Here is a 24,400-nt window from a genome sequence, read left to right on the forward strand (position 1 = left end):
ACGATATAATGGACGCACGTGGTGGAATTGGAGGCAGCCTGGCAGGCGTGGACGTGATCGAAGAGATCAACCGGCTGCGCAAGGAACGCAATGCGATCATCCTCGCCCATTATTATCAGAAGCCCGAGATTCAGGATATTGCCGACTTTGTCGGAGACAGTCTGGAATTGTCGCGCAAGGCTGCGGAAACCGATGCTGATGTCATCGCCTTTTGCGGCGTGAAATTCATGGCAGAGACCGCCAAAATTCTCTCGCCGGAAAAGGTCGTTGTGCTTCCCGATCTGGATGCGGGTTGCTCGCTGGAAGATTCATGCCCGCCAGACAAGTTCAAGGCGTTCCGCGACGAGCATCCTGATCATATCGCGCTTACCTACATTAACTGCTCCGCTGAAGTAAAAGCGCTGTCCGATATTATCGTCACCAGTTCGTCGGCCGAACATATTCTTTCTCAGATACCAAAGGATCAGAAAGTGATCTTTGGCCCTGACAAGCATCTCGGCGGATATATCGCGCGCCAGACCGGCCGCGACATGCTGCTGTGGCCTGGCGTGTGTATCGTCCACGAAGCATTTAGCGAGACAGAGCTGCTCAAACTCAAGGTGAAGCACCCCGATGCGCCCGTCGCCGCGCATCCCGAATGTCCGGCCTATATTGTTGATCATGCCGACATGGTCGGTTCGACCAGCGCGATCCTGAAATATGCGAAGGAATTTAACGGTGACACAATCATCATCGCCACCGAACCGCACATCATCCACCAGATGGAAAAAGCAGTTCCGGAAAAGAATTTTATCGGCGCACCCGGCGCGGACGGAAACTGCAACTGCAATATCTGCCCCTATATGGCGCTGAACACGATGGAGAAACTCTACGTGGCCTTGCGCGATCTGGAACCCCGGATCGAGATGGACGAGGAGCTGCGCCTGGCCGCGAAGAAGAGTTTGGACAAAATGCTGGAAATGGCAAGTGCTACGATTGGGCAGGGCGATTTGGGGCCTACTGATTTGGCCCATGAGGGGTGAGTTAGTTGAATTCAACCTGCGAAAAATTGAAGCAACGTTGGAGCAATAAGCATGAATCTGGCAGGGTCGATTTCATCCAAGGCAATTCAATCAAGTTGCTGGAAGATAGATACGACATCCTGATTCCCGGCACTTTCAAATCCTATCTTCAAACAACAGCGCCAATGCCCCATCAGGACAGCGTTGACGATGATTTTGTTGATTGGTGGTCAGCAGACCGCATAAAAAACATTCCTGAAGAGTATGATGGCGAAATCTCCCACGAACAAATTGCCAAGCATTCGGGCAAATATCTTTTTTTTGCAGACTATTGTATTTGGAGTTGGGCATGGGCGATTTGTTGTCAATCTGGCTCAGACTATGGGAAAATAGCCGTAATCGGAGGCAAAGACAGGTTTGTTGCCGATAATTTTGATAAGTTTGTTGAATTGTCGCTTACGGATATTGATGCGTTGAATTGATTTAAGGGTGTCTACTCTCAATTGTTTTCGCTTCGACGCCCGAGATGCCAGCCTGCGCTAGCATGGCAGATTATCACTTTCGGTCGTGGCAGCTTGTCGTTAGACAGTGGCCATGACCTTCACCCTAGACCGCTTCGACCTCGACGCTTTTGTTCAATCCACGCTAGCGGAAGACCTCGGTCCTACCAGCCGCGATGTCACATCCGAGGCCGTGATTCCGGAAGATGCTGTCTTCACCGGCGTCATGGACAGCCGCCACGATGCCGTTATTGCAGGGCTTCCCATTGCCGAAGCATTTTTTCGGGCGCTGGATCCGGACGTCGAGATTGAAATTCTCACGCAGGAAGGCGAGGCAGTCGAAGCCGGCACGGATATCATGCGCCTGAAAGGCAAGGGCAGGGCGATGCTGACGGCGGAACGCAGCGCGCTTAACACGGTTCAGCATCTCACCGGTATTGCAACCATGGCCAACGAATATGTTCGCCAGATACAGGGCACGAACTGCACGTTGCTCGACACCCGCAAAACCATTCCCGGCCTGCGGGTGCTGGAGAAATATGCGACGCGCATGGGCGGGGCGCAGAACCACCGCATGGGTCTGTGGGACGCAGCGATGATCAAGGATAATCATGTCGCGGTCGCGGGGGATATTAGCGAAGCGGTGAAGCGCGCTGTTGATGCCGGAATTGAACGGATCATTGTCGAGGTAGACCGGGTCGATCAGATTGAACCGGCGCTGGCAGCGGGCGCGACCCATTTGCTGCTCGACAATATGGAGCCGGCAACCCTGCGCGGGGCGGTGACGCTGATTGGCGGACGTGTGCCGACAGAGGCCAGTGGCGGCATCAATCTGGAGACCATTCGCGACAAGGCGGAAACCGGCGTGGATTTCATTTCGGTCGGGCGTTTGACACAATCGGCTCCGGCGGCTGACATCGGGCTGGATTTCTGGCAGGATTAGCAATCAAGACATGACGTATTCGCCAAGGCCCAATTCTGTTCTTTGGTTTGAGCGCTTATACGGGTTGTCGATTTTTGGTTCATTTGTTGAACTCGTGCTCCAATGGGACAATATTTTTGTTGATGATGAATTTGATCCGGAAACATATAGGATTTTCGTGGCCGCCACGATTTCGGCAATGGTCATCGTTTTTGCGATCGAGTTGCTGCTCTGGTTTTACACCGCACATCGCGCGTCTAAAATTGCGAAATGGATACTGATATCAATTTCAGTGGCTTCGCTGGTGAGTTGGGCCGTTGACTACACAGGATATGAAGGAACCGACCTGGTATTTTATGCTGCTTCAAAAACTCTTGCATTTGTTGCTTTTGCGCTTCTTTTCCGATCCGATGCCCGTCTTTGGTTCGCATCAAAAGGGGCAATCTCACTGGAAAAAGACACGGACCTGGAAGATGTGTTCAAGTAGATTGAAAACCAGTGTTTTGAAGGCTGTTTCTCTTTTGACCAGGGCCTTCAGGTCATTTTGCATCCCGCTGATGCTTTTTGTTCCAACAATGGCAAATGCCCAATCCTATCAATGCCGCGCGCCTTCACTCATCCAGCCGGCATCACCATCCAAAAAGCCAGCCAGCCAGCCACGCCGGATCAAGCCGATATCCGGCTATACGCTGGCGATGAGCTGGTCTCCGGAATTTTGCCGTACCCGCAAGGACAATGCGCGCCATAAAACGCAGTGTAGCGGCGATGATGGCAGTTTTGCGTTCATCCTCCATGGCCTCTGGCCGGATGCACAGGGACCGTCTTATCCGCAATGGTGCCGGCCAACCAGGGCGCTTTCACCGGCGATTGTGAAACGCAATTTCTGCATGATGCCCACCGCGCGTCTAATGGCCACAGAATGGGCGAAGCACGGGTCTTGCATGGCCCGACGCCCTGAAACCTATTTTCGCATTTCACGGATCATGTTCGGGGCGGTGGTGTTCCCCAATATGGACCGGTTATCACGCAAACCGCTCACGGCCGGCCAGTTGCGCCAGGCGTTTGTATCCGCCAACGAAGGACTTGCCGCCAATATGATCAGACTCAAAGTCAATCGTCGGGGATGGCTGGAGGAAGTACGTATCTGTCTGGGGCAAGGCTTTCGGCCAAAACGCTGTCCATCGCATATGCAGATGCTGGGTAATGACAGCGCCGTGAAGATCTGGCGGGGAGCTTAGGCGCTAGTCTTTAACGCTATCGGCCCAACGGGCTGACCATTGGTCCAGAGCGATCATTTGCTCGCCCAGTTCGGTTCCCAATGCGGTGTAGCAATATCCTCCTTCTCGATGATCGATGATCGCCATTTTGCGCAGTTCCCGGAGGCGGTTATTCAGTGTTGTGGGCGAGACATCGTCACAGCGTTCCTGAAGATTGCGAAAGGTCTGGGGACCATCACGCAGCTCCCACATGATCCGCAAGGTCCAGCGTTTACCCAGAGCATCCAGCAAAACCATGATCGGCCGACCGGTCGTCGATCCGCGCGTTATACTCCTGTCTGGCATGAGCGTGCACCTTTTTCTTGACGCTACATATAATGTAGCGCATGTATACTACATAATATGTAGCAAGGAGATAGCAGATGCGCAATATTTTAGGGCCTTTGGACCGTCCAATGTGTCCAGAAATCGAAGCAATTTTACAAAACTATCCGCAGCAGGATGGATATTTGCTGACCCTCTTCAGGACCTTTGCGAACAGCAAGAGGTTTTTGCAGAAAGCGGTTCCCAATCTTCTGGACAAGGAAAGTCCGCTATCGCTGCGTCAACGGGAGATCGTTATTCTTCGCACGACTGCCAACCGGAACTGCGAATATGAATGGGGGGTCCACGTCGCGATATTTGCCAAAGCGGCCGGCTTTTCAGAAGCGCAAATTGCTGCAACGCGATATCCGGAGGCGAATAGCGAACTCTGGGATGCTGACGAACATTTGCTGATACGCTGTATCGACCAGTTATGTGATCAGGGAATCGTGGAAGATGCTGATCTGCATCATTTTCAGCAATGCTGGTCGTTGGAGCAACAACTGGAAATTATGGCCTTGTGCGGTACCTATCATACCGTCAGTTTTGTTGCGAATACGGCAAGACTGGCCGGTGAGGAATTTGGCGCCCGCTTCCCCGCTGCCTGATGTTCAGTCCTTGCCGAACAGTGTCGGGCTGTTATCGATGGTGTGCGTTCCGGGATGGTGCTTGTCGAGATGTTTGCGGATGATCTTGAGATTACGGCTGTTGGACCGCCACAAAAAGTCAAACAGGTCACCAGCCAACGGCACTGCTCCCAATGCGGTATCAATGCCGACATTGGCCGCCATGCGGGATAATTGCCATTTGGACATGCCCAGATTGCGGGCTTCCCAGACGATATAGGCCCCCATGACTGCGGTAACGATATCACCAACCACAGGGATCAAACCGACCAGAGAATCGATGCCAATCGGACGGTTTATTCCGGGAATGACAAAGGCACGTTCCAGCACCTTTTCCATCGCTTCAACGCGCTGGCGCACCGCTTGGGGATCGCGGCTGACATCGGGCAATTGCTCCGCGAGCCGTTTCAGCTGCTCTTCTGAAATGGCCATATACGCGTCTCCCTGTCCTATAAACCTCATACACTTATGATATAGGTATTCCCACCAGCGTATTCAATGGATGCCACCCGCGGGGATTTACCGCAAACCCGCGCTGATCGGGCCGTACGATAGACCAGCGGACGGGCGTGCCCAGCGGGATGTAGTTGTAATGATTGACCAGCATCTGTTCGGATTCAGCATAAAGCCTTGCCTTGATTTCAAGGTTGGTTGCTGCGTCAGCTTCGGAAATCTTGCTGTCGGCATCATTGAGGCAGACCGGCGTCTGATCACAACTGAATCGGGACAGGAACCATTGCGGACTGTCATAAGGCGCCAGTTCATCGATCAGAAGAACATCTGCCTCTGCGCCCAATCCGACTTTCCTGGCATCCAGTCCCACCCGGCGCAAATCCGCGCGAATGCGAATGAATAAAATATCTGCACCCGCGGCATCGGGTAAGGAGACGGACAATGGCTGGACAAAGCCTTCGGATGCTTTCCACCGGCTAACGTGCTGCCGGGCAAATGCGATCCGATCCTGCATTGTCATCGAGGCCCAGTCGGGCCGTGTATTGATCCCGGCAACATCAAGAGCTTCCGGGACGATCTTCTGGCGACTTTTCCAGGCTGTGACATTCGGAAAGGACGTCAACAGGGCGGGGCGGTCGATGGCCATTGATAAAATTTCCCGATTTTGGGGGACCGACCAGAAGCCCTCACCGCGGATAAATCGCAATCCGAACAGTCCCGCAACCGGGTCCAGTCGCAGATTATTGGTGTTGATCCCGGACTCGTCGATAAGCGGCAAGTGATGAAACTTGCCATTGAGTACCACGTCAATATGCCCGGCATCAAAGCGCGCGATCGCCCGGGATGCCGTTTCACTGCGCAATGTGACACGCCGGGGGTCGTCTTCGACGGCGGTCTCTTCTTCTTCCGGATTTTCTTCTTCATTCTCATCCGGCAACACGAGCGGAGCCAGTTGATAGAAGGGTGCTCGGTCGAACTCGATCATTGGACCAGCGCCATGGCCGGCACGGAACAGGCCCATTTCCGGTTGCGCCAAAAGCTGCAGGAAATTGGGGTGCGGTGAATCCAGGCGGATTTCTATCACGCGCCCGGTCATCGAGATAATTTCGTCGACTACGCGCAGGTCCCGGCCCAGGCGACTGGTGCGCAATTCCACAAATCGTTCCGTCAGCAAGGTCGCGATGCGTTCTGCTGTAATCTGTCTGCCGTCTTCCCATTTGGTTTCGTTCAGGCGGAAAATATAGCTGAGACCATCATCAGTTACGATCCAGCGCGCTGCAATTGAGGGGACGACACGCCCTTGTTCGTCCAGACCAATTAATCCCTTGGCAACAGCAGACCGCGCAGTGGCCGATGCGTAGTTTAACCGGATTCCGACAGGATTGATGCTGGTGCCAGCGTCATCAATTACGGTCACCCGCGCACGATCTTCATTTCCCGAGGCACTGCATGCCGCAAGCGCCAGGCTGGCCGTCAATGCCAGACAGATCTTGAAGGAGCGAGCGAGGCGAGGCATGATCATTTCGCCCTTATACGCAAAGTACGGCTGGGGTGAACATTGGAAATATTATCTTCCCATCCCGAGATGCGTTCTGAAACCAGTGAACGCGTCACGTAAAAGTACAGAGGCAGAACCGGCGTATCGGCGGACAGGATCTCATCGGCCTGTCTCATGAGGGCATCGCGTTGATCCGGATCCGGTGTCTCCAGCGCTTTGGTGATAAGTCCATCATAATCCGGATTATTGTACCCGGAATAGTTACCTGAACCATTTGCAGATTGATGCACCATCAAAAAATTGTCAGCGGTGGGAATGTCGGCAATCCAGCCGGACCGTGCCAATGCAAAATCATGCTGGCGCAGTGCTGCGAAGTGCAAGGCCGCTTCGCTGTTGAACAGGCTGGCATTCACGGACAATGGTTTCCACATCGCCGCCAGGGCCACTGATACCCGGCGATGTTCGGTCGAGCTGTTGAAACGAATCTCGAATTCCAGAGGATTGTCAACGTTATAGCCTGCGTCCGCAAGAAGCTTTCTGGCCTTGGACAGTCGTTCTTCTCTCGGCTGATCAGCCCATTCCGGCTTGAAATTTTCCTGCCCAGCCAATCCTGGCGGTAACAGGCCCCAGGCAGGGATATTGCCGATCCCGATCACTTCATCCACGATCCATTGACGCTCGACTGCCAGTGATAGCGCCATGCGGACCCGGCGATCATCAAAGGGAGGTCGCCGTGTGTTGAACGCATAATAATAGCTTCCCAGATAGGGCACGCTGTGCGCCAGACCGGGATGCTCTTCCTGCAACCAGCGGTGCCGGCTCGCCGGATAGTCCGCTGCTATATCCGCACCGCCGGCGAGGAAAAGCCGCATTGCCGACAATCCATCATCCATTGGTTTCCAGATGATGGTCTCTACAATTTTCCGTTCGTCGTGCCAGTTGGCGTTGCGATCAAGCCGGGCATGATCGTTGAGTCGCCAGCTTGTCATCTGATACGGGCCGCTGGTAACCAGCGGTCGGTCGGAAGTCCATTTGTCGCCGACCGCACCAATCCGGTGTAACGGAATTGCTGCCATCGCGGGGTGAGCCAGAACTATGGGCAGGGAAGGGGCCGGGGCAGCGAGGATTATCTGAACGCCATTTTCCCCGGTTGCGCGAACTCCAGAGATATTGTCAAATAACGACTTTGCCGGCGCTGCATTGCCGGGGTCGCGAAGTCGCTTCAATATTTGCGGAAAAATGGTGGCATCGAAACTTGCTCCATCTGAAAAGCGCAAATTCTTTCGAAGTATGAACGTCCAGACGCGGCCATCGTCCGACACCATCCATTGCTCAGCCAGTCCGGGTTCTGCCTCGCCTCGGGCATTGAGTCGCGTCAGTCCTTCAAACTGATCTGCCGCGATGCGCAGCGATGACAGATCAGAAATTTTCTGGGGGTCGAGACCTTTGATTTCGGAATCCGAAAGTCTGACAATCTGATGGCGACCGGGCATGGTGTTTTCGTCCAGCCGTGGCTCGCATCCCGTCAGCATCAACAGCAGGCAGAAAAAGAAAGTCATGCGCATATTCTGACACTAGTTGTTTTTGCTGGATCAACAAACAGTAACTCTTATGTTGAGTGCTGTTACGGAGAAAAACATGGTGGGTTTGCAGTATGATATTAGCGGAATCGGCGGATCGACTGGCAATGCCATTATTGAACTGCTCCCGGAAATAGCCAGCCGCGCGAGCGAAACCGAGCAAGCACGGCAGTTGCCGACTGACCTGGCGCTGAAACTGGCAATGGCGGGAGCCTATAATCTTTCAAAACCCGCAGCGATTGGAGGGCTGGAGCTGGAGCCTCTCGATTTTCTGAAAATTATTGAGACTATCGCAGAAGCCGATGCCAGCGCGGGGTGGTGCGCGATGATTGCGGTAACGTCCACACTTGGTGCCGCCTACATGGATCAGACCGCTGCACGGGAAATATTCGGTTCCCGGCATGTGATAACCGGCGGCGTATTCGCACCAATGGGCAAGGCGGTAGACAAGGGCGATCACTATCTGTTGTCCGGCCAATGGCAGTGGGGTTCCGGATCACCAAATTGTGACTGGCTGGGCGGCGGTGCAATGATATTCAAGGACGGAGATTTGCAAAAGTTCGACAATGGTGCGCCCTGCCACCGCATGTTGTTCTTTCCGGCGGATGCAGTGGAATTCATCGATAGTTGGCATGTTTCGGGAATGAAGGGCACGGGATCCGGAGACTTCAAGGTGCAGGATCTGATCGTGCCAAAAGAACGCAGCGTGTCATTCGTTGCTGATGTTCCCAGAGAAAAAGGGCCACTATACAAATTTCCTTTGTTCGGTTTGCTCGCATTGGGGGTTTCGTCGGTTGCTCTGGGAAATGCACGTGCCGCACTTGAGGAAATCAAGACGGTAGCCTTAAACAAGAAAACACCGGGTGGTGGGCGGACCATGGCGCAGCGGCCAACGGTTCAAGTGGATCTCGCCAAAGCAGAAGCCAGGTTGAGCAGCGCATTTTCCTATTTGGAGTCGGCGGTTACCCAATCGTGGATTGAGGCAACGGGAGAAAATGCCATATCGCCCAAAACGCGCGGAAATTTGCGTCTGGCCTGTGCCCACGCAACGGAAATCGCGGCGGACACTTGCAAATCTGCCTATACGCTCGGAGGAGGAGCTGCGGTGTATAGCGGCAATAGCTTGCAACGGAGATTCCGGGATGCGCATGTTGCGACCCAGCATATTGCAACCGCGCCAGCGGTGTTTGAACTTGCAGGCAGGATCATGCTTGATCAGCCTTCGGATATGTCGATGCTTTGAGCCGCTTGAAAGGGTCAGCGGTTAACCTGAATATCAATCCGGTTAGATTTGCAATTCGTCGCCAATTCTGTCGAGTGTTCCGGACATTGTGGTTTTCGCTGAATCGGTCAAAGTCAATAATACCCTGACCCGGTTTGCTTTATCACGGGTCTTGCGTACCAATCCGATGCTGTGCAAATAATCGACATATCTGTTCATCGTACTTTTTGGGACGTTGTAGGCAATCGCGAGATCCGAAGCGACAACCGTTCGTCCGATCTCCTCCGAGCAGGTCAGGTCCAGCAGGATATTCCAGGGAATCTCGGTTATCTCGTCCGAAACCTGTTTGAAGCTTCCCGCACGGATCGTCCAGATCTTCAGCAAAAGAGACGCGATCTTCGGGCTGTCAATATCATCGGCGGAGGGTTCTGGTTCGGCCGATGTCTGAAACATCAATGACGAACTTGAATCTTCAGGCGAAACCATTCCGGAACCTTCCACTGGTTCATTTTCTAGTTCGGAACGATCGCGATCAGTGATGATATTAGCCCCCCTAATCATCATTTGACTGGTTGCAAACGTATCTACCAACCGGATGGTAGTCAACGAAATAGCCGTGTTCCGCCGGTATTTTACATATTGCCGCCATTTGATACGTTTTTTGCATATACGAGATTTGCTGTTACAAGGATGCTATGGATACGCGATCCGCCATATTGGAACATGCAGAGCGAGCCGCCCGGCAAAAAGGGCATAATGGCTTCAGTTTTGGACATATTGCGCGGGATGTTGGTATTCGCAAAGCCAGCATGTTTCATCATTTTCCCACAAAACCCGACTTGCTGGTCGCTGTTTTTGCGCGCTATTCTCAGCGGTTTTACGGCTGGTTTGATGGCATGGATCAAAGCAAGGCAAATGGCGCAACACGTTTGGCCGCCTATCTTGCGGAAACGCGTGCTACCATCGAAGATGGAGAGTCGATCTGTTTGTCGATTGCGCTGTGCGTGGACCGTGACGCTCTTAACGAACAATTGATTGATGATGTGAAAGAGTTTCAGGCTCGCAATATGATCTGGCTAACCGAGGCATTCGCAAGGGGACAGGTTGACGGTTCGGTTTCCGGGATAAGTGATCCTGAGTCAGAGGCCATGGCTTGTCTGGCACAAGTCGACGGAGCTATAGTGATGTCCCGTTTACACAAGGACACTTCCTATTTTGATCGGGCATTGGCGCAGTTGCGATTGCGATTGTCTTGAATTCAGACTGGTGCGGACGGCGGGACTCGAACCCGCACACCCATTTCGGATAGCAGATTTTAAGTCTGCTGCGTCTACCATTTCGCCACGTCCGCACCGGTAGATCCGGTGAGATAACCGGATGTCTTGCGACAAGCATTATTGCACGCGGCGGGTCAAGTGCCGTCAGCATAAAAATGGAAAATTTCATGTGAACCAGACGACAAGGCCGCCATTTGTTCAGATTGTTACCGCTTGTTCAGGCGTTCCCGAATCTCTTTTCCAGGTTTGAAATAAGGTACGCGTTTTGCGGGCACCTGAACGGATTCACCCGTGCGCGGGTTCCGACCAATGCGCGGTTTGCGTTCGCGGGTAGAGAAAGCTCCAAATCCCCGGAGCTCGATCCGGCCACCTTCTGCAAGTTTTTGGGTTATCTGATTGAAAAACAGATCCACAATTTTTTCGATTTCATCCGGCTTTAATTCCGGGTTCTCATGTGCCAGTTTTTCAAGCAATTCGGAACGTATCATCGGCTTGCCTTTCCGCTTCAGGGGCAACCATGCCATTTTTGGAATCAGGCTTTCAAAGAAAGCAGTTCCACCTACTAGGAATAAGCCTTGATAGTGCCAGAAAATTTACATGTTTTCAATGGGCTTTGGATTTTATGACTCGATACGTATTGAATCGGGACGGATTTATACAGGCTCGGTTGGCCTGAAACGCAAAAAAGCCCGCCTCCTCGTGGGAGAACGGGCTTTTTGTCATATTGATCAAGGCAGTTAGCCTGGTTGGATCAATCGTCTTTCTTCTTGAGCGCTTCGCCCAGAATGTCGCCAAGGCTGGCACCAGAATCGGTGGAACCAAATTGCTCGACAGCCTGTTTTTCTTCAGCCAGCTGATGCGCCTTGATCGAGAAGTTTGGTTTCTTGGAACGATCGAAACCAATGACCATTGCGTCAACTTTCTGACCAACCTGGAAGCGATCAGGCCGCTGCTCGTCGCGATCACGGCCAAGATCTGTCCGCTTGATGAATCCGGTAGCACCATCGTCACCAACCTGAACTTCAAGTCCACCGTCGCGTACTTCGAGAACGTTCACGGTCGCAACCGATCCCTTCTTCATGCCGCCAGTGTCAGCGCCGCCAACAGCGGGAGCGCCTTTCTCAAGCTGTTTCATGCCCAGTGAAATGCGTTCCTTGTCAACATCGATGTCGAGAACGATAGCTTTCACCTGCTCACCCTTGTGGTGGAGGTTGAGCGCATCTTCGCCGGAAATGCCCCAAGCGATATCGGACATGTGAACCATGCCATCGACGTCGCCTTCGAGACCAACGAACAGACCGAATTCGGTTGCATTCTTGACTTCGCCTTCGACGGTGCTTCCAACAGGATGCGTGTCTGCAAAATCGGTCCACGGATTGGACTGAGCCTGTTTGAGGCCAAGTGAAATCCGGCGTTTTTCGGTATCAACCTCAAGAACAATCACATCGACTTCCTGCGAAGTGGATACGATTTTGCCTGGATGTACGTTTTTCTTGGTCCAGCTCATTTCCGAAACATGGACAAGGCCTTCAATGCCAGCTTCCAGTTCCACAAACGCACCATATTCAGTGATGTTGGTTACGGAGCCGGACAGCTTGGTGCCCACAGCATATTTCTCGGAAGCCGAATCCCATGGATCGCTTTCGAGCTGTTTCATGCCAAGCGAGATACGTTGTGTATCCTTGTTGATCTTGATGATCTGAACTTTCAGCGTATCGCCGATATTGATCATCTCGTTCGGATGATTGACCCGCTTGTAGCTGAGGTCGGTAACGTGGAGCAGGCCGTCAATGCCGCCCAGATCAACAAATGCACCATAGTCGGTGATGTTTTTGACGACACCTTCGGTAACCTGTCCTTCAGCCAGAGACTCGATAAGGCCGGAACGTTGCTCTGCACGGGTTTCTTCGAGAATGGCCCGACGGGAAACAACAATATTGCCCCGCTTGCGATCCATTTTCAGGATCTGGAAAGGCTGTGAAATGTCCATGAGCGGGGTGACATCGCGCACCGGGCGGACGTCAACCTGGCTGCCGGGCAGGAAGGCTACGGCGCCATCAAGATCGACGGTAAAGCCGCCTTTGACACGTCCGAAGATAATCCCGTCAACACGGTTGCCTTCGTCATATTCTTTTTCAAGCTTGTCCCAGCTTGCTTCGCGGCGAGCGCGATCGCGGGAGAGCATGGCTTCGCCATTTACATTCTCGATGCGGTCGACATAAACTTCGACTTCGTCACCTACGCTGAGTTCGGCTTTCTGACCGGGAGCGGCGAATTCACGCAGCGCAACACGGCCTTCTGATTTCAATCCTACATCGATGACAGCCATGTCATTTTCGATGGCGGTTACGGTGCCTTTGACGACGCGGCCTTCAAAGCCTTGGTCTTCTCCACCGAGAGATTCGTTTAAGAGTGCCGCGAAATCGTCGCGGCTTGGAAATGCCGTTGAGGCCATATGGTTATATCCTTAGTAGTCAATTTTTCGGGCCAAGCGGTTGGTTCCGCTGGTCTTGGACCAAAACACAACCATCACCGAATGTGATAGCCGTATTCCCCGGAAAAGTACCAAAACAGCGGTGCGAAACTGTAAGCACAAATAGCAAAAGCTGCGCCAAAGCCGGAGTGGTTCTGCACCATTCCGTCTTGCACATCGCTTTTCTGCTATGCCGGATCTTTGTTGTGCCGGCCGCTTATCTTCGCATTCACCATGGCAATTGCCCGTTGAACGGCGTCGCCTATAGTCAAATCGGTTGTATCAAGCAAGTCCGCATCTTCAGCGGGTTTCAAAGGTGCGGTGGAGCGGTTGCTGTCACGTTCATCCCGTTTCAGGATATCGGCGAGAATATCATCGAAATTCACCATCTCACCGCGGCCGATCATTTCGTCAAATCGCCGGACTGCCCTTGCATCTGCAGATGCAGTAACGAACAGTTTGGCATCCGCATCTGGCGCAATGACCGTGCCGATATCCCGACCATCGAGAACGGCGCCACCGGTTTGATATGCAAAATCCCGCTGACGTTTGTCGAGCGCCATGCGAACTGCCGGATGGACCGAGACTTTACTCGCATATCCGCCAATACCTTCGCTGCGCAGGACCGGATCATCGAGAAGGCCCCCGTCAAAGATACAGCCTTTTAGCGCATCCTCTTCCTTGTCCGGATCGCCGCCCATCTGGACGACCATCCAGCCAACCGCGCGATACAACAAACCGGTGTCCATCAGCGGAAGTTGAAAATGCTTCGCCAGCTGGCGGGATATGCTGCCTTTTCCGGATGCGGTGGGGCCGTCCACAGCGATGATCATCGTTGCTGCCCCACTTTTTGCTGCCAGGCTTTCCACAAACCGCCCAGCGCGATGGCAATCCAGACAATTTCGAGCAGGAGCGAAGCGAGATTGAAGTGGACCATCAGTGAAACGGTAAGCAGCGCGGCGCCCAGCAGGTTCGCCCCATTATAGGCGAATGGATTTACAGAAGGTGCATAGACATTATACGCATAGGCAGCGACAATCAGCACGCTTCCCAATATACCGACAATATTGGCAGCCAGGTCCGAGATCATGCGGCCGCCAGTCCTTTAAGGAGTTTTTCAAAGCCCGGGAAACTGGTCTGTGCCGGGGTCATGTCATCCACTGTCAGTCCGCCTTTGGTCATCAACCCGGCCACAGCAAAGCTCATCGCGATGCGGTGATCCAAAGCGGTTTCAATGGCTGGCTTTGTGCGTCCGCCTTGAAGTTGTTTACCGCCATTGCCGTTGATGATCAGGCCATCCTCCTTTTCCGCAACATCCACGCCGAGAATGCGAAGGCCGGTTGCCATTTGGGTCAGTCGATCAGATTCCTTCACACGCAATTCGTGCAGTCCGCTCGTGCTTGTCGTACCTTCTGCTAAGGCGGCGGCTACAAACAAGACTGGAAATTCGTCGATCATGGACGGTGCGATATCGCCGGGTACGTCGATTCCGCGCAATGTACTGTGTCTTACGTGAAGATCAGCAACCGGCTCTCCGCCAACAACGCGTTTGCGTTTGAAGGTCAGGTCGCCGCCCATTTGCCGAAGAACATCGAACAGTCCCGCACGCGTCGGATTGATTCCTACATTTTCGACAATGATATCCGATCCCGGGACGATCAGAGCGGCGACCACGGGAAACGCTGCGGAAGAAGGATCTCCCGGTACCTTTATTTTCTGGGGCTTGAGTTCGGCTTCACCGGTCAGTGAAATGATCCGGCAGCCGTCCGCATCTGTTTCGACGGTTACGTCGGCGCCAAAGCCTCGCAGCATGGTTTCACTGTGATCGCGTGTGAGGACGGGTTCGACAATGCGGGTAATACCGGGCGTATTCAGACCTGCGAGCAATATCGCGGATTTTACCTGTGCCGATGCCACGGGCAGGCGATACAGGAGAGGCATTGCCGGAACTGTCCCGTTGACCGTGAGTGGAAGGCAGGCCTTGTAATCTGACGATTGCCGCGCCTGTATCTGTGCACCCATATCGGAAAGAGGATCAATCACCCGGCCCATCGGACGTTTCGACAAGGAGGCATCACCGACAAAGGTTGCGCTAATCGCATGCGAGGCAATCAGGCCGATCAACAGCCGGGTAGATGTCCCGCTATTTCCCATTTCCAGCGCACAGTCAGGTTGCATCAATCCGCCCACGCCCACGCCATGCACCGTCCAGACATCCCCTTTTTTTTCGATCCGAGCGCCCATGGCGCGAAGTGCGGAGGCTGTGGCCAGAACATCCTCCCCCTCCAGCAATCCTGTGATCTGACTCTTTCCAACCGCCAGGGCAGACAGAATCAGAGCGCGATGGGAAATGGATTTATCCCCGGGAACCGATAATTTCCCCTTCAGGCTTCCGGACGGAACAAATCGTTTGTGATTGCCGGTTAGTGGGGGCTGTTTTGCAGTTTTGCGTGTCATTGACGGACTTTGTTTCACGAGTTCGCACGGCTGAAAGGTTCAGCGATTCGTGCAGGGATGTGAAACGGCTTTTGACAGCGCCATCAAGCTATGGCAAGGCGCGCTCCGATTGGATGATCGATTCCGCCTTTTATGGAGTCGTGCATCGCAGATAAACCTGACAAGCAAGGATTTGGAACCAGCCATGGTTAAACCGGAATGGGGCACGAAAAGAAGCTGCCCAAAATGTGGAACACGTTTTTATGACCTGGGTAAAGAAGACCCGGTTGCCTGCATTGAATGCGGTGAAACCTGGACGCCCGAACCGAGCTTGAAATCCAAGCAACCCATGCCGTTTGAAGAAGCGCCGAAGAAAGACGCCAAGAAAGAAGCGGATACAGTCGATGATGACGATCTGGACGTAAACATCGACGATGCCGAACCATCAGCTGATCAAGAGGTTGACCTCGGCGGCGACGATGATTTGGGCGTCAGCAAAGGCAAAGGCGACGACGAACCGGACGAAACCTGATATTCAATTTACATGCAGGCCGCGTTTTGGCTTGCATTTGAGAGCGCGACTGGATTAAACGCGCGCTCTGGATAGGGGCCTTAGCTCAGCTGGGAGAGCGCTTCGCTGGCAGCGAAGAGGTCAGCGGTTCGATCCCGCTAGGCTCCACCAGCCTTCGCTAAAGCTACGGCTGGCAGGCCAGCAAGTAGCTTTAGCGAAGGCTGTCCGCCGAAGCTCGAAGAGCGAAGGAGGACTTGGCAATGCACTATGTTTATGTTCTCCAGAGCCTTTCTCACCCAGAACAATATTATACCGGTTTGACGGACAACGTTGCATCTCGTTTGCGGGATCACAATGCCGGCAAATCTGCCCACACAGCAAGATACAAGCCATGGAAGGTTGTTTCTTTTCACTATTTTCAGAATGAGGAAGTTGCTTTGGCATTCGAGAAATATCTCAAGTCAGGTTCTGGCCGGGCTTTTTCAAAGAAGCGTTTACGTTAACCCATGACCTCGACACCAACCCACTATGACGCAATAATCCTCGGCGCTGGCGGAGCAGGATTGATGTGCGCCGCATTGGCCGGACAACGCGGCCGCAAGGTTCTGTTGATCGATCATGCCGATGAACCGGGAAAAAAGATCCTGATTTCTGGCGGTGGACGATGCAATTTTACAAATAGCAACACCACTCCAGACCGCTACCTGTCTGCAAACAGGCATTTCGCCAAATCTGCGCTTAGCCGCTATACGGCCCAGGATTTTATCGCATTGGTCAACAAATATGACATAGCCTGGCATGAAAAAACTCTGGGTCAGCTTTTTTGCGATGGCTCGGCCAGACAGATAGTCGCGATGCTTATGGAAGAGTGCCCGGATGAATATGTCACCGTCTCGCTGGGACAATCGATCACCGATATCTCGCATTCTGATGGTCAGTATCAGGTGGGCTATGGCAACAAATCGGCTTTCGCGTCCTCCCTCGTGATCGCGACCGGCGGTCCATCCATTCCGAAAATGGGTGCGACCAGCTTTGCTTACGACATAGCCCGGCAATTTGGCTTGAAAGTTGTAGAGCCCCGTCCTGCGCTGGTGCCACTGACTTTGGGCGGAGAAGAAACGTTGTTCCGGTCGTTGTCCGGCGTTTCAGCTCCAGTCATCGCCACTTGCGGAAAAACCGCCTTTCGCGAAGCTGCGCTGTTTACACATAGGGGATTGTCGGGTCCCGCCATTTTACAGATATCTTCTTATTGGAAACATGGTGAACCGGTGTCCGTGAACTTTTTGCCTGACCACAGTCCGGACTGGCTGGTGGAATTGAAACGCCAGCAGCCGCGATTGCATCTCAAAAAGGCGATTGCGGAGTTATTGCCATCCCGGTTGTCCGAAACTTTGATCGAACGCATCGCGCTTGCCGGTGATCTCGGCAATCTGGCAGACCGCAAACTGGAAGAAGCCGCCAGGCGTTTGTCAAATTGGCGCTTTATGCCCAACGGGACCGAAGGTTATGCCAAGGCGGAAGTCACTGCCGGAGGGATTAGCACGGCCGACATTTCATCCAAAAATATGGAAGCTAGGCAGATGCCCGGACTCTATGCTATTGGCGAGGCCGTAGACGTCACCGGCTGGCTCGGTGGCTATAATTTTCAATGGGCTTGGGCAAGCGGTTATGCTGCCGCACAAACTCTTTAAACAAGCGATACAATATCACAGACCGCAGGCGATTGGCATTTCCGCGCGGCTTTCAATCTTTGCCACGGAAATTTGAACATGCCTTTCTCCTCAGTATCTCCGCTTCTTGCCGAAGCGCTTGCAAACCGCGAATATGCGAAACCGACGGCGGTACAGGCCGCGGTGCTGGAGCCGGAAACTGAAGGACGTGATCTTATCGTTTCCGCCCAGACCGGCTCGGGCAAGACCGTTGCTTTTGGTCTCGCGATGGCACCGCAACTGCTTGATGACAACGGTCGCTTCCCGTTCCTGGTCGAGCCGCTGGCTTTGGTGATCGCTCCTACCCGGGAGCTGGCGTTGCAGGTAAGCCGCGAGCTGAAATGGCTTTATGAACCGGCCGGTGTGCAGATCGCGACATGTGTTGGCGGTATGGATGCTTCCAAAGAACGTCGGACCCTTCGTCGCGGTGCGCACGTGATTGTCGGAACACCGGGCCGTCTGCGCGACCATCTGGAACGCGGTGCGCTTGATCTCAGCAAGCTCCGTGCCGCTGTTCTCGATGAAGCAGATGAAATGCTCGACATGGGCTTTCGCGAAGATCTCGAAGAAATACTTGATGCGACGGCTGAAGATCGCCGGACTTTGCTGTTTTCTGCAACGATTCCAAAACCGATTATCAATCTGGCCAAGCGCTATCAAAATGATGCGATGCGCATTTCCACAGTAGGGGAAGATCGTGGACATGGTGATATTGCCTATCAGGCAATTACGGTTGCTCCGGCGGATACTGAAAACGCGGTGGTCAATCTGCTGCGCTTTCATGAAGCGGAATCAGCAATGCTCTTTTGTGGAACCAGGGAGGCTGTACGCCGGCTCCATGCAAGTCTGGTAGACCGGGGTTTCAGCGCCGTTGCTTTGTCCGGCGAACATACACAGGCCGAACGTAACCAGGCGATGCAGGCCTTGCGCAGCAAGCGCGCGCGCGTTTGTGTGGCAACCGATGTGGCGGCACGCGGGCTCGATTTGCCAACATTGTCGCTGGTTGTTCACGTCGAAATCCCGCGTGATGCAGAGACTTTACAGCACCGTTCCGGACGGACGGGGCGTGCTGGTAAAAAAGGAACTGCGGTGATCATCGTGCCCTATCAGCGGCGCAAACGAGTCGAATCCATGTTGCGCGGGGCAAAAATCAATGCGGAATGGAAAGATGCCCCGACCCGGGCGGACATCCGCAAAAATGACGCGGAGCGTTTAATCGAAACCTTGCTGCAACCGGTTGAAATTGACGAGGATGATCTGGAGCTGGCCAAACGGCTGATGGCAGAGAAAACACCGGAAGAAATTGCGGCGATGCTGGTCCAGTCGCATCGGGCCAAAATGCCGGCACCAGAACAAATGCTGGATCGGGGTGCACAGTCAAAACCCGCTCCCGGTGGGCCACGTCCCGGATTTGAAGATACGGTCTGGTTCAAGATGAACGTCGGTCACAACCAGCGGGCAGATGCACGCTGGATCTTGCCGGTGCTTTGCCGTCGGGGCCACATTACGAAGAATGAAATTGGCGCCATCCGGATTAACGGTGATGACACCCTGTTCGAAATTCCGCGCCGGGTGGTGGAAAAGTTTACCAAGGCCATTGCCGAGAAACGCGAAACCGGCAGCGATGATACCGACGATATCACCATCACGCAATTTGAGGGGACACCGCGCGATGCGGCAAAACGCAATCGCAAGGGCGGCCGGCGAGACAATGCAGGTGGTGGTCGCGACTACAGCAATGCCAGCAAGAAGTTCGGTGGCAAGAAGTTTGGCGGCAGGAAATTTGATGACCGCAAATCCGGTGGCAAGTCCGGCGGGCGTGATTTTGGCGGCAAAAAGAAATATGGTCAGAAATCGGATAGTGGACCCGGAGATCGCGGTCCCAAAGATCGCAATGCACGCGGCGAAGGGTCGTCCGATGGCGGCGGAAAGCCTTATGTGAAACGCAAGCCCGCTGGTGACCGGGAAGGCGGAAACGAAGGCAGCGGCAAACGCAGCTTTGGCGATGGTTTCAAAAAGAAATCCGGTGTCAAAGGCGATCGCAAATCCGGCCCCAAAGGCGATTTCGGCGGCAAGAAGAAAAAACCACATCGCGGTAAAAGGCCATTTGAAGGCAAGCCGCAAGCTGACTAAGCCAGACCATGACTGAACCAATCCAGATCTTTGTTGATGCCGACGCCTGTCCGGTAAAGGACGAGATCTACCGGGTCGCTTATCGTCATGAAACTCCGGCGGTCATTGTCAGCAATAGCCATTTCCGGATTCCTCAACACCCCCTGATTAGTAGGGTTGTGGTTAGCGATGCATTTGACGCGGCCGATGATTATATCGCGGAACGGGCGGGGCGCAGGCATGTCATCATAACCAACGACATTCTGTTGGCGGAGCGCTGTCTGAAAAGCGGTTCACACGTGCTCGCACCCAATGGCAAGCCTTTCACCATGGATTCCATCGGTGCAGCAGTAGCGACTCGCGCCATCATGGCGGACTTGCGGGCGGGGATGGGCACCGAAAATATCGGCGGGCCGCCGCCATTCAGCAAAAGCGATAGATCAGCATTTTTGTCGGCATTGGATGAAGTTTTGGTGCGCTTGATAAGAACAGGTTGAACGGCAGGTTCAATCCACAGTGACGCGAAAGGTCAATGCGGCACTTTCAGCAGGGCCCAGCGCAGCGATGTTGGTTGTCAGCAGTGTTCCGATCACCGATGCAGTCACACCGTCACCTTCACCAGCATCGCTTGCGTCATCATCTTCAGCCGTTCCCGCGGCATTGCAGTTGGTTCGGCTCTGCATCGATTCTGCAATATAGGTATAACTGCCCGTAAAATTGTCTGTCGCGACAATGTCGGTTGCGGTTGCGCTTCCGGTGTTACTGATCAGAATACAATATTCCATGATCGCACCAGGGATGGACTTCGGTATGGATGTGCCGTCCACAATACTGACCGGATCGCTGATCACGGAGCTGATCTTCATGACGCTGAACGTCGTTTGTGGTGCGCAAAACGTAATGTCATGGATCGCAATGGCCTGCCCGTCAGGAACGGATGGGGCGGTGGTGTGATTGCCGTAGACGATGGTTATTTCATCGACCGGAGACAAGAACGTCACTACGACATTCCCGTTTCCGGACGTTCCGCCCGAACCGGCATCGCCGATCGCCACATTTCCCACAACATAGTTTGCCACGCCATTGGTCAATGTCGGAATCACGGTCGCGCCGTTAAAACGTCCTGTGACGGTTAGCTTGTCGGCAAAATCGTTCGCGGCAAAGTCGATATCAAAGACTGTGAACTGTACCCCCGGAACGGCGGTCGGCAAGTCTATGACCGTCGTCGCCGTCTGGGACTGGTTGGCAAAATCCAGATATTGGTGAAGAGAAAGTTGTGTGCCGGCAAAACCGCCATTATTCGCGTTTGACAAGCTCGGACTCTGTCCGCCGAAGCTCGCATCATTGACGAAAATACCGGGCGAACTGACCGTCCAGTCGATCGTCCCGATACCGGCAAGAGCATAGTTGTTTGACAAATCTCCGGAGGTCCAGCTGTTGCTATCCCAATCGAATATAATCTGATTGGCGATTGAACATGCCCCCGTGAGGCTTGGCGGTGTTCCGGCGACCCGGGTTCCCGTTACCGTAAAGCTTGCGGTATCATAGTCGTCTTCACCATTGGCCCCGTTGCCCACTGTAGAGTCGATGTCGACAATTGACGATGCAGTAATTTCCGCTGCGTTGATGATTGTGGTGCCGGATGTAACCGCGACGGTGGCCACAATATTGAGAGATGTCGATGAACCAGGGGTCAAAGTGCCAACGGTCCAGATTCCTGAACCATTATTGTAAGCGCCGCCGCCATCATCACTGGTATAGGTCACGCCCAGAGGCAGCAAGTCGGTTACAGCGATACCGGTGGCGCTACTAGGTGAGCTGGCGGCATTTGAGACCGTGAGTGTATATGTGATGCTAGTGGCATTTGCCGGGCTGGCATTGCTGACGGTCTTGTTTATTGACAAATCAGCATAACTTGCAGGAGTATCAGTCAAGAACAGGTCTGCGCGCAGGAAATTACCGTCATCTGCGCCCGGGAAAATGTCACAAATCTCCAAGCGCCACGTGCCGGCACTATTCTCGCCGTTGAATGCCGAAAGTGCATTGTCCGGGATGAAATTATTGTCGTACAAAGGTGCCGCAGTGTTGTGATTTCCCGTCGCCGGATCGGTGTTCACCACCTGAGTACCGCTGTCGTTCAACCGAACATCAAAATTGTCGCCGGAATCGCCGCCGCTTCCGGTTACGACCTGTACCCTTGTGCCGAGCGGGGATTGCAGAGTGATCCGCATATCACCGCGCCAACTATGTGTTGCGATCACGCCGATATCCACATCCGATACCGAGTAACTTGTCGGTACGGAGAAATTTTGCACAAGCGGACTTGCGCAGCTCGTGGCCGCAGTGATGTCATTGGCAACGCCGGCATCTGTAATCGTATACTGAGTTGTGGTTTGGGCTTCGGCAACTCCGGAAAACAGCGCAAGCGCGGCCATGCCAAGCAGCAATTGCCCAAGGCTTCTCACGCAGAATAGTGCGCCGGATCTGGTTAGTCCGCTATGATATGTCCCCACAAACATGGAGCTTGGGTAGCGGAATAGATTGAATATTTGGTAAAAAAACCGGTCGCTAACTTAGCTTAATGAAAATTTACGGTTTCCGATATCTGTGGAAAATCAGATAGATAACCTATTTAGCCGCTGGCAGACCGTTCCAGTCACCGCGCCCGGCCATCCACAGGCTGATTGCCGCCACGGCTGCCGTATCCGCCCGCAAAATGCGCGGGCCAAGTGAAACAGGCACAGATTGAGGCAGCGCCCGGACCAATGCATTTTCTTCGTCCGTAAATCCGCCTTCCGGACCGATTAATATGGCTGCCGGGCCGGCATGTGCGACGAGTGCCTTGCGGAAGCTTCCTTCACCGCTTTCGTGCATTCGCTCGTCTGCGAAGAACAAATGACGGTCTGCCGGCCAGTTCTCGAGCAGTTCTTTCAGCCAGATCATGTCGTCAAGAGTGGGAAGCGCGGTTCGCTCGCACTGCTCTGCTGCCTCGATCATGTGGGTACGCAACTTGTCAGGCTTGATCGCGGCGTTCTGGGTTCGGCTGGTCTGCACCGGGATCATTCTGGATATCCCGAGCTCCGTGGCTTTTTCGGCAATCCATCCAAACCTGTCTTTTTTGATTGGTGCCGCACATAGCCAAAGGTCCGGCACCTGCTCCCGATCCCGGGTTCTACCGTCTATTTGCAGGATAAGGTCCCGTTTCCCCAGGGTCGTCACATGAGCGAGATATTCGCCTGTTCGATCATCGAACAATTTGATCGGCTGACCTTGCCGGACCCGCATGACTTTGAGCAGATAGTGCGCGTGATTGCCGTCCAGACGAATTTCTGCGCCATCTGACAACTCAACATCAACATATATACGAGGTGCGCTGCGCGGGGGGTAGGCTGGTGTAACTGGCATCCGGTGATCCTAGGCAATTTGGCGATATTCGTCATCCTGAAGTTGATTCAGACTCATCCTGTTTAAGGATGACGGTGATGTTATGCCGACCTATAGAGTCTTCATGACGACCCGACCAGACATTGTACCCGATACGGAATATCGCGGTTTCATAGGCTTGCTGCCAACCGCTGCTCGTCCCTATGCGCTTTTGGCTCGTCTGGATCGACCGATCGGCTGGTGGCTGCTGTTTTGGCCCTGTGCCTGGGGGGTTGCACTGGCCGGCGGTGCGTTACAGCGCTGGGACATGATCCTCTGGTTGCTGCTCGGCTCGATCGCGATGCGCGGCGCAGGTTGTGTATACAACGATATCATCGATCGCGATCTCGACAAAAAGGTAGAGCGCACGCGATCCCGACCTCTGGCCAGTGGGGCGGTTTCGACAAAGGCCGCATGGGTCTGGCTAATTTTACTATGTGCGACCGGGTTGATCGTCTGGTGGCAGCTGAACATGGCCGCAAAGCTGATCGCTTTGGCCAGTCTGGCGCTGGTGGCAGCCTATCCGTTCATGAAGCGGATCACATGGTGGCCCCAGGTCTGGCTTGGTATGGTATTCAGTTGGGGCGTCCTGGTGGGCTGGACGACAATTGACCCGGAATATAGCGCGGCAATGACCCTGCTGTATCTGGGGTCGGTATTTTGGGTGATCGGTTTTGATACCATTTACGCCCTTCAAGACCGCGAAGACGATTCCCTTGTCGGGATCAAGTCGAGTGCGCTGCGACTGGGCGATAATGTCCGGTTTGGCGTTCTGCTTTTCTATGTACTTGCGCTGGCCAGCTGGGTGGCCGCATTCTGGATGATCCGGCCCGATTGGCTGGGACTGGCCGGCCTCATTCCGATCGCACTGCATCTGTTCTGGCAAGTCGGCACTTTGCAGAGCAATGATGGCGAAGATGCGCTGATCAAGTTTCGTTCCAATCGTTTCGCCGGTTTGCTGATGTTCCTTGCGTGCATTGTAATGGGTCAGGCGGGTTAAACCCAAACCGGTTTCAATTGTGATCGCATTGCCGCTTGCAACTTGCAGGGATTCTGGCATCTTTAATCAGATAGTTA

25 protein-coding genes and 2 tRNA genes are annotated in these 24,400 nt (G+C 53.7%); 14 read left to right on the top strand and 13 right to left on the bottom strand.

The annotated features are described in order from the left end of the window. The first annotated feature begins 8 nt into the window (after positions 1 to 8). The 5 genes from nadA to ABJI30_RS02335 all read left to right on the top strand — a co-directional run bounded on the left by nadA (position 9) and on the right by ABJI30_RS02335 (position 3,661). On the top strand, positions 9 to 1,022 hold the full coding sequence (nadA, locus tag ABJI30_RS02315) for a quinolinate synthase NadA (protein WP_348015296.1): 1,014 nt from the start codon (positions 9 to 11) through the stop codon (positions 1,020 to 1,022). A 5-nt stretch (positions 1,023 to 1,027) separates the two neighbouring features. After that, positions 1,028 to 1,483: a hypothetical protein gene (locus ABJI30_RS02320; protein ID WP_348015297.1), complete on the top strand. Its 456-nt coding sequence runs from the start codon at positions 1,028 to 1,030 to the stop codon at positions 1,481 to 1,483. Between the two features lie 112 nt (positions 1,484 to 1,595). Continuing rightward, positions 1,596 to 2,444 carry a carboxylating nicotinate-nucleotide diphosphorylase gene (gene nadC / locus ABJI30_RS02325; protein ID WP_348015298.1) on the top strand — a complete coding sequence of 283 codons (849 nt, stop codon included), beginning with the start codon at positions 1,596 to 1,598 and terminating at the stop codon, positions 2,442 to 2,444. Between the two features lie 10 nt (positions 2,445 to 2,454). Further along, positions 2,455 to 2,910, top strand: coding sequence for a hypothetical protein (locus tag ABJI30_RS02330; protein WP_348025363.1), 456 nt, complete (start codon positions 2,455 to 2,457; stop codon positions 2,908 to 2,910). 70 nt (positions 2,911 to 2,980) lie between these two features. After that, positions 2,981 to 3,661, top strand: a complete 681-nt coding sequence (locus tag ABJI30_RS02335) for a ribonuclease T (RefSeq protein ID WP_348015300.1) — start codon at positions 2,981 to 2,983, stop codon at positions 3,659 to 3,661. 3 nt (positions 3,662 to 3,664) lie between these two features. Here ABJI30_RS02335 and ABJI30_RS02340 read toward each other — a convergent pair whose 3' ends face one another. Beyond that, on the bottom strand, positions 3,665 to 3,985 hold the full coding sequence (locus tag ABJI30_RS02340; RefSeq protein WP_348015301.1) for a helix-turn-helix domain-containing protein: 321 nt from the start codon (positions 3,983 to 3,985) through the stop codon (positions 3,665 to 3,667). A 77-nt stretch (positions 3,986 to 4,062) separates the two neighbouring features. Between ABJI30_RS02340 and ABJI30_RS02345 the strand changes: the two genes are divergently transcribed. Next, positions 4,063 to 4,611: a carboxymuconolactone decarboxylase family protein gene (locus tag ABJI30_RS02345; protein ID WP_348015302.1), complete on the top strand. Its 549-nt coding sequence runs from the start codon at positions 4,063 to 4,065 to the stop codon at positions 4,609 to 4,611. 3 nt (positions 4,612 to 4,614) lie between these two features. Here the strand turns inward: ABJI30_RS02345 and ABJI30_RS02350 are convergent, their stop codons facing one another. From ABJI30_RS02350 to ABJI30_RS02360, 3 genes are read right to left on the bottom strand one after another with little or no spacing between them, the layout of a single operon-like run. After that, a complete protein-coding gene (locus tag ABJI30_RS02350) occupies positions 4,615 to 5,061 on the bottom strand; it encodes a DUF4112 domain-containing protein (RefSeq protein WP_348015303.1) in 447 nt (148 codons plus the stop codon). A 34-nt stretch (positions 5,062 to 5,095) separates the two neighbouring features. Beyond that, positions 5,096 to 6,598 (bottom strand): ABC transporter substrate-binding protein, encoded by a 1,503-nt coding sequence (locus ABJI30_RS02355; RefSeq protein ID WP_348015304.1) that lies wholly within the window; start codon positions 6,596 to 6,598, stop codon positions 5,096 to 5,098. Between the two features lie 2 nt (positions 6,599 to 6,600). Next, positions 6,601 to 8,139: a peptide ABC transporter substrate-binding protein gene (locus ABJI30_RS02360; RefSeq protein WP_348015305.1), complete on the bottom strand. Its 1,539-nt coding sequence runs from the start codon at positions 8,137 to 8,139 to the stop codon at positions 6,601 to 6,603. Positions 8,140 to 8,218: 79 nt separating this feature from the next. Here ABJI30_RS02360 and ABJI30_RS02365 point away from each other — a divergent pair, with 79 nt between their 5' ends. Further along, positions 8,219 to 9,403, top strand: coding sequence for an acyl-CoA dehydrogenase family protein (locus ABJI30_RS02365; protein WP_348015306.1), 1,185 nt, complete (start codon positions 8,219 to 8,221; stop codon positions 9,401 to 9,403). Positions 9,404 to 9,445: 42 nt separating this feature from the next. Here ABJI30_RS02365 and ABJI30_RS02370 read toward each other — a convergent pair whose 3' ends face one another. Continuing rightward, positions 9,446 to 9,868, bottom strand: a complete 423-nt coding sequence (locus ABJI30_RS02370; RefSeq protein ID WP_348025364.1) for a hypothetical protein — start codon at positions 9,866 to 9,868, stop codon at positions 9,446 to 9,448. Positions 9,869 to 10,077: 209 nt separating this feature from the next. On the opposite strand from ABJI30_RS02370, the gene ABJI30_RS02375 reads away from it, so the two are divergent. Beyond that, complete coding sequence (locus ABJI30_RS02375; RefSeq protein ID WP_348015308.1) at positions 10,078 to 10,638, top strand: TetR/AcrR family transcriptional regulator; 561 nt, start codon at positions 10,078 to 10,080, stop codon at positions 10,636 to 10,638. A gap of 8 nt (positions 10,639 to 10,646) precedes the next feature. Here the strand turns inward: ABJI30_RS02375 and ABJI30_RS02380 are convergent. The 6 genes from ABJI30_RS02380 to aroA all read right to left on the bottom strand — a co-directional run bounded on the left by ABJI30_RS02380 (position 10,647) and on the right by aroA (position 15,589). Beyond that, positions 10,647 to 10,733 (bottom strand) — tRNA-Leu (locus tag ABJI30_RS02380). A 132-nt stretch (positions 10,734 to 10,865) separates the two neighbouring features. Next, complete coding sequence (locus ABJI30_RS02385) at positions 10,866 to 11,147, bottom strand: integration host factor subunit beta (protein WP_348015636.1); 282 nt, start codon at positions 11,145 to 11,147, stop codon at positions 10,866 to 10,868. A 263-nt stretch (positions 11,148 to 11,410) separates the two neighbouring features. Beyond that, complete coding sequence (rpsA, locus tag ABJI30_RS02390; protein WP_348015309.1) at positions 11,411 to 13,114, bottom strand: 30S ribosomal protein S1; 1,704 nt, start codon at positions 13,112 to 13,114, stop codon at positions 11,411 to 11,413. 206 nt (positions 13,115 to 13,320) lie between these two features. Beyond that, a complete protein-coding gene (locus ABJI30_RS02395) occupies positions 13,321 to 13,965 on the bottom strand; it encodes a d(CMP) kinase (protein WP_348015310.1) in 645 nt (214 codons plus the stop codon). Then, the gene (locus tag ABJI30_RS02400) at positions 13,962 to 14,222 is read right to left on the bottom strand and encodes a permease (RefSeq protein ID WP_348015311.1); all 261 of its coding nucleotides are present in this window, start codon (positions 14,220 to 14,222) and stop codon (positions 13,962 to 13,964) included. Before ABJI30_RS02400 ends, ABJI30_RS02395 begins: the two co-directional genes overlap by 4 nt. Beyond that, complete coding sequence (aroA, locus tag ABJI30_RS02405; RefSeq protein WP_348015312.1) at positions 14,219 to 15,589, bottom strand: 3-phosphoshikimate 1-carboxyvinyltransferase; 1,371 nt, start codon at positions 15,587 to 15,589, stop codon at positions 14,219 to 14,221. The genes ABJI30_RS02400 and aroA overlap by 4 nt, the downstream gene beginning before the upstream one ends. A 184-nt stretch (positions 15,590 to 15,773) precedes the next feature. Between aroA and ABJI30_RS02410 the strand changes: the two genes are divergently transcribed. From ABJI30_RS02410 to ABJI30_RS02430, 5 genes are all read left to right on the top strand, one after another. Further along, on the top strand, positions 15,774 to 16,100 hold the full coding sequence (locus tag ABJI30_RS02410; protein WP_348015313.1) for a TIGR02300 family protein: 327 nt from the start codon (positions 15,774 to 15,776) through the stop codon (positions 16,098 to 16,100). Positions 16,101 to 16,174: 74 nt separating this feature from the next. Beyond that, positions 16,175 to 16,250, top strand: a tRNA-Ala gene (locus tag ABJI30_RS02415). Positions 16,251 to 16,585: 335 nt separating this feature from the next. Further along, on the top strand, positions 16,586 to 17,770 hold the full coding sequence (locus ABJI30_RS02420; protein ID WP_348015314.1) for an NAD(P)/FAD-dependent oxidoreductase: 1,185 nt from the start codon (positions 16,586 to 16,588) through the stop codon (positions 17,768 to 17,770). A 78-nt stretch (positions 17,771 to 17,848) separates the two neighbouring features. After that, a complete protein-coding gene (locus ABJI30_RS02425; RefSeq protein WP_348015315.1) occupies positions 17,849 to 19,921 on the top strand; it encodes a DEAD/DEAH box helicase in 2,073 nt (690 codons plus the stop codon). 20 nt (positions 19,922 to 19,941) lie between these two features. Further along, complete coding sequence (locus ABJI30_RS02430) at positions 19,942 to 20,397, top strand: YaiI/YqxD family protein (protein ID WP_348015637.1); 456 nt, start codon at positions 19,942 to 19,944, stop codon at positions 20,395 to 20,397. Between the two features lie 9 nt (positions 20,398 to 20,406). On the opposite strand, the gene ABJI30_RS02435 is transcribed toward ABJI30_RS02430, so the two are convergent. After that, positions 20,407 to 22,335 carry a proprotein convertase P-domain-containing protein gene (locus tag ABJI30_RS02435; protein WP_348015316.1) on the bottom strand — a complete coding sequence of 643 codons (1,929 nt, stop codon included), beginning with the start codon at positions 22,333 to 22,335 and terminating at the stop codon, positions 20,407 to 20,409. 193 nt (positions 22,336 to 22,528) lie between these two features. Then, positions 22,529 to 23,305, bottom strand: coding sequence for a 16S rRNA (uracil(1498)-N(3))-methyltransferase (locus ABJI30_RS02440; RefSeq protein WP_348015317.1), 777 nt, complete (start codon positions 23,303 to 23,305; stop codon positions 22,529 to 22,531). A gap of 103 nt (positions 23,306 to 23,408) precedes the next feature. Here ABJI30_RS02440 and ubiA point away from each other — a divergent pair, with 103 nt between their 5' ends. Continuing rightward, complete coding sequence (ubiA, locus tag ABJI30_RS02445) at positions 23,409 to 24,323, top strand: 4-hydroxybenzoate octaprenyltransferase (protein ID WP_348025286.1); 915 nt, start codon at positions 23,409 to 23,411, stop codon at positions 24,321 to 24,323. Positions 24,324 to 24,400 lie beyond the last annotated feature (77 nt).

The organism is Parasphingorhabdus sp. (assembly GCF_039968395.1).
Classification (GTDB): Bacteria; Pseudomonadota; Alphaproteobacteria; order Sphingomonadales; family Sphingomonadaceae; genus Parasphingorhabdus.

Bases quoted from the DNA above. Each gene is read 5' to 3' on its own strand.
- nadA (WP_348015296.1), top strand. From the start codon at position 9: ATGGACGCACGTGGTGGAATTGGAGGCAGCCTGGCAGGCGTGGACGTG.
- nadC (WP_348015298.1), top strand. From the start codon at position 1,596: ATGACCTTCACCCTAGACCGCTTCGACCTCGACGCTTTTGTTCAATCC.
- ABJI30_RS02330 (WP_348025363.1), top strand. From the start codon at position 2,455: ATGACGTATTCGCCAAGGCCCAATTCTGTTCTTTGGTTTGAGCGCTTA.
- ABJI30_RS02335 (WP_348015300.1), top strand. From the start codon at position 2,981: ATGCTTTTTGTTCCAACAATGGCAAATGCCCAATCCTATCAATGCCGC.
- ABJI30_RS02340 (WP_348015301.1), bottom strand. From the start codon at position 3,985: ATGCCAGACAGGAGTATAACGCGCGGATCGACGACCGGTCGGCCGATC.
- ABJI30_RS02345 (WP_348015302.1), top strand. From the start codon at position 4,063: ATGCGCAATATTTTAGGGCCTTTGGACCGTCCAATGTGTCCAGAAATC.
- ABJI30_RS02350 (WP_348015303.1), bottom strand. From the start codon at position 5,061: ATGGCCATTTCAGAAGAGCAGCTGAAACGGCTCGCGGAGCAATTGCCC.
- ABJI30_RS02355 (WP_348015304.1), bottom strand. From the start codon at position 6,598: ATGCCTCGCCTCGCTCGCTCCTTCAAGATCTGTCTGGCATTGACGGCC.
- ABJI30_RS02360 (WP_348015305.1), bottom strand. From the start codon at position 8,139: ATGACTTTCTTTTTCTGCCTGCTGTTGATGCTGACGGGATGCGAGCCA.
- ABJI30_RS02365 (WP_348015306.1), top strand. From the start codon at position 8,219: ATGGTGGGTTTGCAGTATGATATTAGCGGAATCGGCGGATCGACTGGC.
- ABJI30_RS02370 (WP_348025364.1), bottom strand. From the start codon at position 9,868: ATGGTTTCGCCTGAAGATTCAAGTTCGTCATTGATGTTTCAGACATCG.
- ABJI30_RS02375 (WP_348015308.1), top strand. From the start codon at position 10,078: ATGGATACGCGATCCGCCATATTGGAACATGCAGAGCGAGCCGCCCGG.
- ABJI30_RS02385 (WP_348015636.1), bottom strand. From the start codon at position 11,147: ATGATACGTTCCGAATTGCTTGAAAAACTGGCACATGAGAACCCGGAA.
- rpsA (WP_348015309.1), bottom strand. From the start codon at position 13,114: ATGGCCTCAACGGCATTTCCAAGCCGCGACGATTTCGCGGCACTCTTA.
- ABJI30_RS02395 (WP_348015310.1), bottom strand. From the start codon at position 13,965: ATGATCATCGCTGTGGACGGCCCCACCGCATCCGGAAAAGGCAGCATA.
- ABJI30_RS02400 (WP_348015311.1), bottom strand. From the start codon at position 14,222: ATGATCTCGGACCTGGCTGCCAATATTGTCGGTATATTGGGAAGCGTG.
- aroA (WP_348015312.1), bottom strand. From the start codon at position 15,589: ATGACACGCAAAACTGCAAAACAGCCCCCACTAACCGGCAATCACAAA.
- ABJI30_RS02410 (WP_348015313.1), top strand. From the start codon at position 15,774: ATGGTTAAACCGGAATGGGGCACGAAAAGAAGCTGCCCAAAATGTGGA.
- ABJI30_RS02420 (WP_348015314.1), top strand. From the start codon at position 16,586: ATGACCTCGACACCAACCCACTATGACGCAATAATCCTCGGCGCTGGC.
- ABJI30_RS02425 (WP_348015315.1), top strand. From the start codon at position 17,849: ATGCCTTTCTCCTCAGTATCTCCGCTTCTTGCCGAAGCGCTTGCAAAC.
- ABJI30_RS02435 (WP_348015316.1), bottom strand. From the start codon at position 22,335: ATGGCCGCGCTTGCGCTGTTTTCCGGAGTTGCCGAAGCCCAAACCACA.
- ABJI30_RS02440 (WP_348015317.1), bottom strand. From the start codon at position 23,305: ATGCCAGTTACACCAGCCTACCCCCCGCGCAGCGCACCTCGTATATAT.
- ubiA (WP_348025286.1), top strand. From the start codon at position 23,409: ATGACGACCCGACCAGACATTGTACCCGATACGGAATATCGCGGTTTC.